This is a genomic window from Sorangium sp. So ce281, assembly GCF_051527395.1.
Lineage (GTDB): Bacteria > Myxococcota_A > Polyangia > Polyangiales > Polyangiaceae > Sorangium > Sorangium cellulosum_B.
This window is the reverse complement of record NZ_CP150322.1, coordinates 5,537,361-5,550,355: the sequence shown is the minus strand read 5'-3', so window position 1 is coordinate 5,550,355 and position 12,995 is coordinate 5,537,361. Positions and strand designations below refer to the sequence as shown.

The window sequence follows — 12,995 nt, the reverse complement described above, 5'->3', positions numbered from 1 at the left end:
GGTTCTCGCTTTCTCCCTCGGGGGGCGGCGCGCCGGCCGGCCGAGCGGCACAGGCCGCCGCGCTCTGCAGAGATGGCCGAGGTCCTGGACGCCGCGTGTCCGTGCCGATCCCGTGCCAGCCTGCGCGTGCAACCGCGGCGCGGAGGGCGCAGCAACCGAGGTGCCAGCGGGACATCGCCGGGAGATCCGGCCCCGGCGCGCTGCTCCTCGGGCGGCGGGGCGATCGTGACAATCTGCCCCGTCCGGGGCCGCCCGCCGCGGGCGAGCCCGGTTATCCGAGCTCTCCGGGCCGGACGCGGACGACCTTGCCGTCGAACGCGACGGCCATCGCGAAGATGGGCGCGGCGCCGCTCGCGCGGAGCTCGGCGGCGTAGTCGCGCGCCCGGATCTGCGCCAGCGCCTCGTCGAGCGCCTGCTCAAGGCTGACCCGCGGCGCCCGGGCGACCTTGAGCTCGAGCACGACGCCAGGCCGGCCCGGCTGCGCCGGCCGGATCATCACGTCGGGCCGCCCTTGCCCGGACTCGCGGTTGGAACGCACCTGATGGCCCGGCTCGAGCGCCGCGAGCAGGCCGGCGACGAAGCCGTGATAGACCGCCTCCGGATCGACCCTCGTCGCGTCGTGGTACGAGAGCACGCCGGTGACAAAGGCCTGGAGCTCCGCCTCGAACCCCGCGGCGTCGCCCGAGAGGAGCGCGGCGAGGAGTCGTTGCATGCTGCTGCCCTGCCGCCTGAGCCGCGCCTCCGCCCAGCGGCGGAACGTGCCCGTGTAGAGCAGCCGCACCTCGCGGTTCGGGATCTTCAGGGCGTGCGCGGGCTGCTCCCCATGGCCGCGTGAGCGCTTCTCGGCGCGCAGGTATCCCGAGAAGACCAGCAGCCCGAACAGCGCATCTTCGTTCTGCGCGAGGTCGCCGATGGCCACGTTCTCCTCGAGCACGCGCTCGATCTCGCCTCCCTCCATCAGCACCTCCAGCGCAGGCTGCAGCGTCACGGCGTGCTCCTCGATCACCTTCTGGATGAGATCGTTGGAGCTCGTGCCGAGCCAGAAGGGGAGCGGATCCTGGTCTTGTCCTTCGAGGAAGCTGAGGATCGACCAGGGGTTGTAAATGACCGCGCCGCCGAAGTCGTACCCATTGTACCAGGCGCGGATCACCTCCAGCAGGCCGCGCCGCCCCGCCTTCTCGAGCAGCGCCTCCACCTCGGCCTCCGTGAACCCGAAGCAGGTGTTGAAATCCGAGCGGAGGAGCGAATAGGCGACCACGTTGTTGAGCCCGGAGAAGATGCTCTCGCGCGCTACCCGGAGGATGCCGGTGAGGACGGCCCTGTGGAGGTGCGGATTGCCCTTCAGCCCCTCGGTGAGGAACGTGCGCACGAAGTCGAGGATCCTCGGCGCATAACCGTGCAGATACCCGGCGTGGATGGGCTCGTCGTACTCGTCGATGAGCATCACGACGCGCTCGCCATGGAGGCGGTGGAGGTGGCTCGACAGATCCAGGAGCGCCCGACCATACACGGCCTCGGACGCCGTGCCGTCCAGCACTTCCTTGTAGCGGCGCTGCTCCACCTCACCGAGCTGGCCGCTGTCGAGCACGTGGCGGTGCTGGTTGTAGAGCTCGACGATCTTCTCGCGCAGGGCAGCCCAGCAGCGCTCGAACGTCTCCTGCTTCGCTCCCTTCAGCGTCAGGTAGATGACGGGATACCGCTGGAAGTGCTCGCGATAGCGCTCTCCGGCCCGCCATACCGAGAGGTCTTCGAACAGGTGGGACAAGTCCTCCTGCCGCTTCTCGAAGAACCAGCGCAGCATCGACAGGTTCAGCGTCTTGCCGAACCGCCGAGGGCGGGGGAGGAGGACGACCTCGACGCCCCCCTTGTCGACGAGCTCCTGGATGAGGTGGGACTTGTCGACGTACTCCAGCCCGGACTCGCGGAGCTTTCGGAAGTCGTCGATGCCGAGCGCGACGCGGAGGGACATGAGATTCCAGCCGTATGCGGCCCGTCCGGCAGGAGGTCAAGCGAGCCGCTCTCCGTACCCGATACGGCCGCCGGGCCGGCGTCGTGGCGTCACCGCCCTTCGCGCCGCCGATCCGGCGCGCTCCCCCGCGCCGGCGCCGCGGCGTACCGCGCGAGCGCGCGCCGGACCGGGCCGCGATCGGCGCCGCCGGCGCGCACGGGATCGGCCTCGCCGACCAGCGCCGACAGCGCGCGCGCCTGCGTCGCCGCCGCGGCCGCGAGGGCGCGATCGCCGTTCCGCGCGGCGAGCGCCGAGCGCCGCCGCGCGACGCCGAGCGCCGCCGGCAGCGCGCCCGCCGCCACGTAGGCGGCGGCGAGCTCCTGGAGCAGCTCGCCGTCGTCGCCGCGGAGCGCCGCCGCCGCTTCCAGGTCCGCGATCGCCTCCTCGCGCCGCCCCTCGCGCGACCGCAGCGCCGCCCTGGCGCGGTGGCCCTCGACGAAGCCGCTCACGTGGTCCAGCCCCACGGTGTACGCGCGCTCCGCCTCGCGCGGATCGCCCGCCCGCTCGTACAGCGCGCCCAGCCCGAGGTACGCCGGGCCGTACGTCGCGTCGAAGCGGACCGCCTCCAGGTACCGCTGCAGCGCCACGTCGGCCTCGCCGGCCGCGGCGCGGGCCTCGGCCTGGCGCGTCAGCTCGGCGGCCTGGGCCGTCGCCCAGCCGACCCCGTCCGCCCGGGCCGGCGCGGCCCCGTGCAGCAGCGCCGCGGCGAGCGAGGCGGCGGCGAGGGCGCGCGCTCGCCGCCGCGCGCCCCCCGCATCTACGCACCGCGCCGCGCACACCGGGCCGAGCGTACCGGCGCCCGGCCCGTCGAGCAATCGGACGGCTGCTCCGGAAGGCAGCCGCCCGGCGCGAGTTCGCGTAGGATGCGCGCTCATGGGTGAGGATCTGCGCTTCCCGGACGGGTTCCTGTTCGGCACTGCCGCCTCCGCCACACAGGTCGAGGGGCACTGCGCGCAGAGCGACTGGGCCGCGTTCGCGCGCGAGCCGGGGCGCGTCCGCGGCGGCGATACGCCGGACGACGCGTGCGACCAGCTGCACCGCTTCCGCGAGGACGTCGCGCTCCAGGCGCGGCTCTGTATGGGGGCGCACCGGCTCTCCATCGAGTGGGCCCGCGTCGAGCGGGAGCCGGGCGAGTTCGATCCGGCCACGTGGGACCACTACCGGGACGTGCTCGGCGCGCACCGCGACGCCGGGATCACCCCGATGATCACCGTCCATCACGTCACGCTGCCGCGCTGGGTCGCGCAGCGGGGCGGCCTGCTCTCGCAGGAGCTGCCGGCGCTCCTCTCGCGCTTCGCCGAGCGCGCCGTCGAGGCGCTCGGCGACCTGTGCCAGCTCTGGGTCACCATCAACGAGCCCAACATGCTCGCCCTGCAGGCCCACCTGCTCGGCGTCTGGCCGCCGGCGCGGAGCTCGCCCGTCGAGGCGGTGCGCGCCCACCAGAACCTCTTCCGCGCCCACGCCGCCATGTACCGCGCCATGCACGAGGCCGCGGGCCGGCGCGGGCATTCCATCTCGGTCGGCGTCGCGCACCACCTGCGCGTCATCGAGCCGGAGCGGTTCGGGCGGCTCGCCGACCGCATGTGGGCGGCCCTCTTCGAGCGGCTGTTCAACGACGCGTTCGCGCGCGCCGTCTGCGACAGCGGCCTGCACGACTTCTTCGGCGTGAACTACTACAGCCGCGACCTCGTCCGCTTCTCGGCGGCGCACGCGCGCGCGGGGTTCCTCCGGCGGCTCGTCCCCGAGGGGGCGGAGGTCAGCGATCTCGGCTGGGAGATCTACCCGGAGGGGCTCGGCTACGTGCTCGACGCCTGGTGGCCCCGCGCCCGGGTCCCGATCTACATCACGGAGAACGGCATCGCCGACGCGGACGACGACCAGCGCCCGCGGTTCCTCGTGCGGCACCTCGCGGAGGTCGCGCGGGCCATCGAGCGCGGCGTCGACGTGCGCGGGTACATGCACTGGTCGCTGCTCGACGGCTTCGAGTGGGCCGAGGGCTACGCCCCGCGCTTCGGGCTGGTCGAGGTCGACCGCGTGACCCAGGAGCGCAGCCCGCGGCCGAGCGCCGAGCTCTACGCCCGGATCGCGCGCGCGCGCCTCATCGAGGCAGACGGCCCGGGCGGCGCACAGCGCGAGCGCGGCGCCGCGCCCGCGTGACGGACGGCACCGGAAAGGCAGGATCGATGCGCATCGCGCTGCTCTACCCACCGCCCTGGAAGATCCCCGCGCCCGGGGAGGCGCCCGACACGAGCGGTGACGGCCCGCCGGCCGAGTACCGCGAGGGCGACCTCGACCCGGACTTCCACCAGACCCCGTACGGGCTCTTCTCGCTGGGCGCGCAGGCCCTCCGCGCGGGCCACCAGGTGAAGGTGCTGAACCTCTCGTCGTACCCGTTCTCGCAGGTCGAGCGGGTCGTGCGCGAGCTCGGCGCGGACGTGTTCGGCCTGTCGTGCTGGACCGCCAACCGGCGCGGCGTGGCGCTCACCGCCCGGAGCATCCGGCGGCTCCACCCCGGGGCGCACATCGTCGTCGGCGGGCCGCACGCGACCCCGCTCGCGGCCGAGATGCTGCGGCACCACCCCGAGATCGACACGGTGACGCTCGGCGAGAGCGAGCACTCGTTCCTCGAGCTCCTCGAGCGCCTCGAGGCCGGCCGGCCCGCGCTCGGCGTCCCCGGCACGGCGTACCGCGTCGACGGCCGGGTCGAGCTCGGCCCGCCCCGGCCCGCGATCGAGGAGCTCGACGCGCTCGCGTCGCCGCACGAGCACTTCGCCACGCACATCGTGATGACCTCGCGCGGCTGCGCCTGGGCGTGCACGTTCTGCGGGGCCGAGGCGACCTGGGGCCGCGGCTTCCGTGGCCAGTCGGTGCCCTACGTGCTCGACTCCATCGAGGCCGCCGTGGCGAAGCTGCCGGTGAAGATGGTCCAGATCAAGGACGACACCTTCACGACGAACAGGAAGCGCGTCATCGAGATCTGCCGCGGCATCCGCGATCGGAAGATCTCTTTCCTGTGGAGCTGCGACACGCGCGTCGACGTCCTCGGCGAGGAGCTGCTCCGCGAGATGCGCCTCGCCGGCTGCCAGCGCCTGAGCCTCGGCGTCGAGTCGGGCTCGCCGTCCATCCTGAAGAACATCGACAAGAAGATCACGGTCAAGAAGATCATCGAGTCGACGGAGCTCGCGAAGAAGTACGGGATCCAGGTCCGCTACTACATGATGCTGGGCAACCGCGGCGAGACGGCGGAGACGTTCCGGGAGACGCTCGCGTTCCTGGAGGCGGCGAGGCCGCACCAGTACATCTTCTCGTGCCTGTCCATCTACCCGGGCACGCGCGACTTCGACGACGCCGAGGCGGCCGGCTGGCTGGAGCGCGACGTCTACTTCCGCGGCGACTTCCAGGAGCTCAAGACGCCGTTCGACGCCTCGGAGGAGGACACGGCGCTGATGAGCGCCTGGTTCGAGCAGAACAAGGGGCTGCGCGAGCTCTACCGCGAGGGGGTGGAGGAGCGCAGGGCGATCCTCGAGCTTCTCGGCGATCACCACGCGGCGCACCTGGAGCTCGGCGTCGCCTACCTCGACGCGGGGCAGCTCGACCTCGCGGAGCGGCACGCCGCGCGCGCGCTGGAGCTCGGCCATCCGCTGCCGGGGCTCGCGCTCAACGCGCTCGCGTGCGTCGCGGCGGGCCGGCGCGACTGGCAGGCGATGCAGGACCACTTCACGGCGGCCGCGAAGCGCGACCCGCAGCACGCGGTGCTCATCCGCAACGTGCAGGCGGCGCGCGCGTGGTTCGCGAAGGGCGGGCCGGGCAAGGGGCTCCCGCTCGATCTCGTCGCGCGCTGCGACTTCCAGCTCCTGGAGCGGACGGCGCAGCCGGCGCTCCCGGGGCCGCTCCCGGAGGACTTCGCGGTGTGGCCGCAGGTCGTAGCGCGGCCCGCGCCTGCGCGTCCGGCCGAGGCGGGCGGACGCGAGGCGGCGGCGCAGCGCGGGCGGCTCCGGGTGCTGCCGTCGTAGCGCTGGGCGGCGCGGCGCCCCGGTTCCTCCGGCCCTCCCGGCGTGCTACCCGCCCTTCCATGTCGACGAGCACAGACCACGGCCGCCCCGGCGCCGGCCCGGAGCCGGCGGCGGATCCACATCTCCAGGGCGCGAAGGCGCCGAGCCACGCCGAGCGCTGCCGCACGCTGGCGCAGCGGGCCCGCGCCGCCACGCTGTGCACGCTCGCGCGGGATCCCGCCGGTTATCCGTACGGCTCGCTCGTCGCCGTCACCGTGGACGCGCACGGGCGCCCGCTGCTGCTGCTCTCGGCGCTCGCCGAGCACACAGGCAACCTCAAGGTCCGCGCCGAGGCGTCGCTGCTCCTGGCCGAGCCCGCCGAGGGCCTGGCCGACCCGCTCGCGCTCGGCCGGATGACCCTGATCGGCCCGTGCCGCCCCCTCGAAGGCGCCGAGGCGGCCGCCGCCCGGACGAGCTTCCTCGCGACGCACCCGCGCGCGTCGTACTACGTCGATTTTACTGACTTTTCTTTCTACAGGCTCGACCCGGTGTCGATCCGCTACGTCGGCGGCTTCGGCCGCATGTCCTGGGTCGAGGCCGACGCGTACGCGGCCGCCGAGCCCGATCCGCTCGCCGCCGACGCCGCGGGCATCCTCGAGCACATGAACACCGACGATGAGGCAGCCCCGAGGTCAAGGGCTTTAGCGCTCTCTTTCCGCGGCTGGCCGGCTTCGGCTCGGCAGCGGTAGCGCTCGGTGTCGTCAGTGCAGGTCGTTTCGGCATGGGCGTCTCCCTTCGCCCTGGCGGGCGTCGTTACGGTTGGGCTGGAGCGCCGCGTCGCGTGCGCAGGAGCGAGCTGTGGCTCAATCGACGATCCGCATTCACAGGCCGGCGGTCGCCCTGGTGACCTGGATGCAGGCTGGGGTCCGAAACGGGATCGTGGAGGCGCAATCTATCAAACGGTGTGTTCCACCCAGAGGCGGATCACCCTCGGTGTTCCCGCGCTCATCCACGTAGCCCTCGTTCACGCTCCTGGCGTGGCGCGCTCGTGGCGCATGTCCCCCGTGTGGGGGAAGTCAGTGCATCGAGGCCCTCCTTGAGGTCGAGCTCGGCCTCGATGGAGCCGCTGCCGTGGCGGCGTTGAGTCCCTTGTCGACGGACCGTTGCCGGCGGCGCGCCTTGACCGTGGCTCGCTGCAAGGCGTGCGCCTGCTGCTCGACCGACTGCGCCTGCAGGCGCAGGCCCTTGGCCGAGGCAGCCGCTGCGCTCTGCGCGTCGTAGAGCGTGCCGTCGCGCCACATGGCCCACAGCACCCCCGACAGCCGCCGCGCCAGCGCCACGACGGCGATGTGGCGACCCCGGCGTTCGGCAATGGCGTCTGCCCATCGACGCAGTGGGTCGTCGCCGCTCTTGTTCTTGTGCCGCAGGATCGTGTGCGCGGCCTGTGTCAGCAGCACGCGCACGTACGCGTTGCCTTGCTTGGTGATCGAACCCAGCCGCCGCTTGTCGCGCCCGCCGGAGGTGTCCTCCAAGGGAACCAGACCCAGGTAGGAGGCGAGCTGGTGGGCGTGGCGAAAGCGCTTGGCTTCGTCCACGACCGAGACGAACGCGGCAGCGACGACCAGCCCCACGCCGGGCGCCGTGGTCAACCGCGCGATCACCGGCTCGTGGGCGCACAGCTGCTCGAGCGCGGCATCGACCAGCGCGATCTGGGGGTTGAGCACCTCCAGCGTGATCACCAAGGGCCCGACCAGCTGACGGCTCTCGGCTGGCAAAGAGGCCTCGCGCAGCCGCGCGAGAAAATCCTCGGTCATACATGTCGCGAGCTTGTGTCCGCAGGCGCGCAGAATGCCGCGCACGGTGGTGACGTACTGGGCTCGCGTCTCGACCAGCGCGCGCCGGACGGCCAGCTGGTGGCGAATGGCCCGCCGGTGAGGCGAAAGCACGTGAGCGAGCGGAATGCCCCCGCGCTCGACGGCGCGCGCCAGCGCCTCGGCATCGAGGCGGTCATTCTTGCGGCCGTGCTGGCCAACGCCGACCTGACGTGCTCGCGTGGTGTCGACGACCAGGACGTCGTGGCCCCAGTCGCGGAGCTTGTCGTGAGCCACCCAGGCCTCCCGGCACGCCTCGATCGCCACCCGGGCCGGCGAGGACGACGGACCGAGGACATCTTGGAGCGAATCAAGCGAGCGGACCGTGCGTCGCAGCGCCACCTGCCCGCCCACTACCTCGCAGAACGAAATCTCGTTGACCCCCAGATCCAGCGCTACACTTCGCATGGCTGACCTCTCCTGGGCCCCCGTCGACTGCGTCTTCGAACGCGTGGGGGTGCCCGCAGGCAACCCTGCAGGCGAGAGGTCGGCCATCTTGCTTGCTGCTCCGAGTGGCTCCTTCTTGCGCGCTGCTCTCCGGAGCTTGGAGCCCCCGCCGGAGGCCTCCGTCCGCCCATCGCCCGCAGCTTTGTCCGGCTGGAGCGCGCAGGGGGAGTCAAGGGCGGCGGAGCCGGCGAGCTCCGCTCGCGAACCCTTGACCCCCCCGAGCACTCCAGCACGCTCTGCTGCTGCCGATGGGCCGACCTCCACGGTGATGCGGGCTGTCTTCGCAGGCCCCGCCGCGCGAACGCGTCGAGCAGACGCACGGGTCGGTGCGGTCGGCATCGTGGATCCAGGCGCCGCTTGGGCTGCCTCATCCCATCTATCACGGCGATGCGGTCCTCGCGTACGCGAAGGTGCTCGCCGGCATCAAGGACGCCACCGGCGCCACGATGACCTCGGTCGATCGTTACGGCTTCGAGCTGGACGTCATCACGCCGGCGGGGCCGAAGGCGGCGCGCCTCCCGTTCGGCGCGCCGGTCTCGGCGACGGACGAGGTGCGGAAGGCGATGGTGGCGCTGGTGCGCGAGGCGCGCGGCCGCACCGCCTAGCGGCGCGCCGCGCGGGCGCTGTCCTGCCGCCGCCGGCGCGGGTGAGGCCGCCGTCCGCCATGGCGGCGCCAGCCCCGAAGCGCGCCACGCCCCCCGGCACCCCGCTGATTTCGGCGACTCGCTCCCTGGTACGCGATCTGCCGAGGTCGCGCTCCATGGGAGACGCCGACATCACGTTGCGCCACATCGCCCGGAGGTGCCCCGGCGACCTGACGCGCGTCTTTGTCCCCGAGGGCAGGCCGGTCGAGGTCCTCGGCTGGATCGACACGCAGGTCACGAAGCTCGAGCGGCGCCTCGACAAGGCGCTGCGCCTGCGCGTCGGCGCCGAGCTGCGCGTGCTTCACGTCGAGTTCTGCTTCGCGTGGCGCGACGACGTGCCCGACCAGATGTTCGAGTACCTCGGGTTCCTCTTCGCCGCGCTCCGGCGCGAGGCCCCTGGAGAGCCGGTGCCGCCGATCGAGAGCGTCGCCGTGGTCCTCTCGGGCCGCAGGCAGCGCCTGCCCGCGACAGGGACGCGCCGCACCGCCTGGCCGGAGCGGCGGTTCAGCGGCACGCATTTCCGCATCGACGCGGTCTACCAGCGCACTGTCGCCGAGCTCAGGGCGCGCGGCAGCGTGTTCTGGCTGGTGTTCGCCCCGCTTGCCCGGGACGCCTCCGCCGCCGCGATGCGGGAGGTCGTCGCGGAGATCCACGCGCGGGCAGCGACCAGTGAGGAGCGGGTCGAGTTATATACAGCGCTCCTCGTCATGGCGGTCATCGACCCCTGGGGACACAATTTGCAGAAGGAGCTCGTCATGCTGATGGACGACAGGGAGACGGACGAGAAGCTGCTCCAGAGCGTGCCGTGGATCAGAAAGGCGATCGACGAGCGCGCGCGGGAGCTCACGCAGCAGGCCATCGCCCCGCTGCTCGGCCGTCTCTTCGCGCGGCGGGTCGGGCGCCAGCCGACCGCGGAGGAGGAGCGCTCGATCCTCGAGCGCGCACAGGCCATCGGGCCGGGCGAGGTCGAGGATGCCCTGCTCGATCTCGACAGCGATGCGCTGGTCCGCTGGCTCGCCGAGCCGATGCACCGCTGACGAGAGCCGGGCAGGAGCTCCGCGGCCCGTCACCCGTCGCGGCGCCGCGGGCCGCCCGACCTCCTCCCGCCGCGGCGCGAGCGCCCCAGCGCGTGGTGGAGCCCGCTCTGGAGCGAGCTCAGCGTGACGATCTCCCGGAGGTCGATGCCGATGCCCACCATCGTCTGCGCCACCTCGGGGCCGACGCCGGTGAGGATGACCTCCGCGCCGAGCAGCTTGACCGCCTGGGCCGCCCTGATCAGCGAGTCCGCGATCTCGGCGTCCACCACCGGCACGCCGGTGACGTCGAGGATGACCGTGGCCGCGCGCTGCGCCACCACCCCCTGGAGCAAGCGCTCCAGCAGCTGCTCGATGCGCACCCGGTCGAGCCGCCCGACGAGGGGCATCACCAGGATCCCCGCGTCGAGCGGGATGAGCGGCGTCGAGAGCTCCCGGATGGTCGCCTCCTGCGCGTCGATCATCTGCGCTTGAAGCGTCGCGCGCTCCGCCTCGGCCCGCCGGAGCTCGGTCACGTCGTACCCCTCGGCGATCAGGAGGACGCTCTGGCCCAGCGTGTCGAGGATCGGCTTCATCTTGAGGTCGAGCGTCGCCACGCGCCCGCCGGGCCCGTGGATCTGGACCTCGCACGACGACGGCTCGCCCGCCGCTGCCCGGCGGACGCACTCCCTGATCCGCTCCCCAGCGCTCGCTCCGCCGACCCAGAACGGCGCCTGCCAGAGCGGCCCGCCGCGCGCCTCGCCCGGCCGCGCCGCGGTGAAATCGGCCATCGTCCGGTTGCGCTCGATCAGGTCCCCCTGCGGGGTGAGCAGGCCGATGAACATCGAGGTCTCGTCGAAGATCGCCCGGAACTTCTGCTCGCTCTCGCGCAGCGCCTGCTCGCGCTTCAGCTGCTCCGTGAGGGGGCGCGAGAAGGCCGAGAAGAACTGCTCATCACCGCTCTGGACGAGGTGAGAGCTCACCTCGACGTCGATCAGGTGGCCGTCCTTGTGGCGGTGCCTCGCGAGGAAGCGGAGCGACCCCTTGGCCTTGATCTCCTCGATGACCATGACGACCTCGTGCGGCGGCCGCTGGTCGATCTGGCCGATGTTCATCGTCAGGAGCTCGCTCCGGTCGTAACCCACGATGCCGGCGAAGGATGGATTGCAGTCGAGGATCTCGCCGTTCATCCCGACGACGTGGAACCCCTCGCCGGCCGCCTGCAGGATCAGCCGCGTCCGCTCCTCCCGGCGCCCCAGCTGCTCATGGAGCCTGTCGATCTCCTTGCGCAATCCGGCGTTCTCCACCCGGAGCCGCTCGATGCTGTCCTGATCCGTCTCCACGTTCGCTCTTCCTTCCATCCTTCCGGCCGCCCCCTCCCACCCGCCGAGGAGCCGCTCGCCCCTCCCGCGCGTCTCCAGCGAGCAAGGAAGATAGCCGATCCCGGCGTCACGCCGCGCGCTCGTCGGTCGGCTGTCCGGGCGCGTGGGGCGCGCTCGACCAGAGCGGACGAGCTCGGCGCGCCGCCGCGCGAGTCGTGGCGCGTCGTCGCGGCGTTGCGCCCATGACATCAGCGCGCGACGCGCCTGCGCGATACGAGCGCTCGCCCTCGACCTCAGGCCCTCGGCCGGCGCCGGAGCGCGAACGTGTGATGACCTTCCTTGCCCGTGACGCCCACGATGAGCCTCTCCCCGGGGCGCGCTCCCGCCCGGGCGCGGGCGCCGTCGCGCTGAGGTGGCTCGGGGTCGCCGTCGCGGCGGCGGCGCTCTGGAGCACGCTGCGCGGCGCGGATCTCCCGAGCGTCGCGGCGCTCATCGCCTCCGTGTCCGCGCCGATGATGGCGCTCGCCCTCGTCCCCAACCTCGTCGCGCGGCTCTTCCAGGCCGAAGCGAGCCGGCGCGTCTTCGACACGCGCACGCGCGACCCCGCGTCCGGCCGCCACGCGCCGTTCTCCCGGTATCTCGCGCTCACGCTGTCGACCGAGGCGCTCACGATGAGCGTCCCCGCCGGCGCTGCCCTCTCCGAGTCGGTCACGTTCTATCTGCTGCACCGGTGGTGCGGGATCCCGGGGCCGCAGGGCGTCGCCGGCATCGCGGCGCGCAGGGCGCTCATCGTCCTCGCGAACGCGGCGTATGTCGCGATCGCCCTCGCGCTCGGCTTTCGCCACCTGGAGCGCGCCTCGCGCCCCCTGATCGGCGGGCCGGGGCTCCCGTGGCTGGTGGTCCTCTCGGGGCTCGGCCTGCTCGCCGTGGCGCTCGCGCTCGGGGGCGCGCTCCTCTCGGGCACGGTCGCGTCGCGGGTCTTCGCGTGGCTGAAGCGCCTGCCCGGCCAGCGCGTGAAGGCCTCTATCGACGCGAGGGCCGCGGCCTTCTCCGCGACCGACCGACACGCGGCCGCGCTCGGGGAGCGTCGCGCTGCGCTCGCCGCGGCGGCGCTGCTGCTGCTCGGGATGTGGCTCGCCGAGGGGGCGGAGACGTACTTCTTCCTCCGGCTCCTCGGGGTCGACGTCTCGCTCTCCGAGGTCCTCTCGTTCGAGGTCGTCCTCGCGCTGCTCCGCGCCGCCGCCTTCATCGTGCCTGCCGGGCTCGGCGTGCAGGACGCCGGCTATGTCGCCTTCCTGACCGCGCTCGGCGTGCCCGCCGCCGCCACGGTGGGCGCCGCCTTCGTCCTCGTCAAGCGCGCCAAGGAGCTCGTGTGGATAGCGCTCGGCCTGCTCGTGTTCTTCGGCGGCCGGGCGGCCTTCCGCCCGGCGCCCGCCCCCATGGCGGGGAGCGAGGCGACGAGAGGACGAGACGGTGTGGTGACGAGATGACGAGGCCGTCGCGACGCCGCAAGACCACCACATGTGGCGCGCAGCGAGGCAATTTGTCACACGTCCGGCGTCCGCCCTCCGCCTGAATTCCGGGGGATTTTGGCCCAGGTGAAGGCGCTCGCCAGCGGCCACAGCCTGGGCACGCTTGCTGCCGTCGAGGTCGGTCATGTCGACCGAGCGCGAGGTGCGCGACGCAACAAAGACAAGA

General features: G+C 72.7%; 10 protein-coding genes. 6 read left to right on the top strand and 4 right to left on the bottom strand.

Features of this window, described 5'->3' with window-relative positions:
• Window positions 1-271 precede the first annotated feature (271 nt).
• Both WMF27_RS21050 and WMF27_RS21045 read right to left on the bottom strand, forming a co-directional pair.
• Window positions 272-1,969, bottom strand: coding sequence for an AAA family ATPase (locus WMF27_RS21050; RefSeq protein WP_437767096.1), 1,698 nt, complete (start codon window positions 1,967-1,969; stop codon window positions 272-274).
• Window positions 1,970-2,058: 89 nt separating this feature from the next.
• Window positions 2,059-2,823 (bottom strand): tetratricopeptide repeat protein, encoded by a 765-nt coding sequence (locus WMF27_RS21045; RefSeq protein WP_437767097.1) that lies wholly within the window; start codon window positions 2,821-2,823, stop codon window positions 2,059-2,061.
• A gap of 58 nt (window positions 2,824-2,881) precedes the next feature.
• On the opposite strand from WMF27_RS21045, the gene WMF27_RS21040 reads away from it, so the two are divergent.
• Genes WMF27_RS21040 through WMF27_RS21030 form a run of 3 tightly spaced genes read left to right on the top strand, consistent with a single transcriptional unit; the run spans window position 2,882 to window position 6,749 of the window.
• Window positions 2,882-4,165, top strand: coding sequence for a glycoside hydrolase family 1 protein (locus WMF27_RS21040; protein WP_437767098.1), 1,284 nt, complete (start codon window positions 2,882-2,884; stop codon window positions 4,163-4,165).
• A gap of 26 nt (window positions 4,166-4,191) precedes the next feature.
• Entirely contained in the window at window positions 4,192-6,021 is a 1,830-nt protein-coding gene (locus WMF27_RS21035) for a radical SAM protein (protein WP_437767099.1), read from the top strand.
• 59 nt (window positions 6,022-6,080) lie between these two features.
• Window positions 6,081-6,749: a HugZ family protein gene (locus WMF27_RS21030; protein WP_437767100.1), complete on the top strand. Its 669-nt coding sequence runs from the start codon at window positions 6,081-6,083 to the stop codon at window positions 6,747-6,749.
• A 327-nt stretch (window positions 6,750-7,076) separates the two neighbouring features.
• Here WMF27_RS21030 and WMF27_RS21025 read toward each other — a convergent pair whose 3' ends face one another.
• Complete coding sequence (locus WMF27_RS21025) at window positions 7,077-8,279, bottom strand: IS110 family transposase (protein ID WP_437761397.1); 1,203 nt, start codon at window positions 8,277-8,279, stop codon at window positions 7,077-7,079.
• A 365-nt stretch (window positions 8,280-8,644) separates the two neighbouring features.
• Here WMF27_RS21025 and WMF27_RS21020 point away from each other — a divergent pair, with 365 nt between their 5' ends.
• Together WMF27_RS21020 and WMF27_RS21015 are read left to right on the top strand one after the other, a co-directional pair.
• Complete coding sequence (locus tag WMF27_RS21020; protein WP_437767101.1) at window positions 8,645-8,923, top strand: DUF2470 domain-containing protein; 279 nt, start codon at window positions 8,645-8,647, stop codon at window positions 8,921-8,923.
• 155 nt (window positions 8,924-9,078) lie between these two features.
• Entirely contained in the window at window positions 9,079-9,999 is a 921-nt protein-coding gene (locus WMF27_RS21015; RefSeq protein ID WP_437767102.1) for a hypothetical protein, read from the top strand.
• 29 nt (window positions 10,000-10,028) lie between these two features.
• Here WMF27_RS21015 and WMF27_RS21010 read toward each other — a convergent pair whose 3' ends face one another.
• The gene (locus tag WMF27_RS21010) at window positions 10,029-11,318 is read right to left on the bottom strand and encodes a PAS domain S-box protein (protein ID WP_437767103.1); all 1,290 of its coding nucleotides are present in this window, start codon (window positions 11,316-11,318) and stop codon (window positions 10,029-10,031) included.
• Window positions 11,319-11,626: 308 nt separating this feature from the next.
• On the opposite strand from WMF27_RS21010, the gene WMF27_RS21005 reads away from it, so the two are divergent.
• On the top strand, window positions 11,627-12,787 hold the full coding sequence (locus tag WMF27_RS21005) for a lysylphosphatidylglycerol synthase domain-containing protein (protein ID WP_437767104.1): 1,161 nt from the start codon (window positions 11,627-11,629) through the stop codon (window positions 12,785-12,787).
• Window positions 12,788-12,995: the final 208 nt, after the last annotated feature.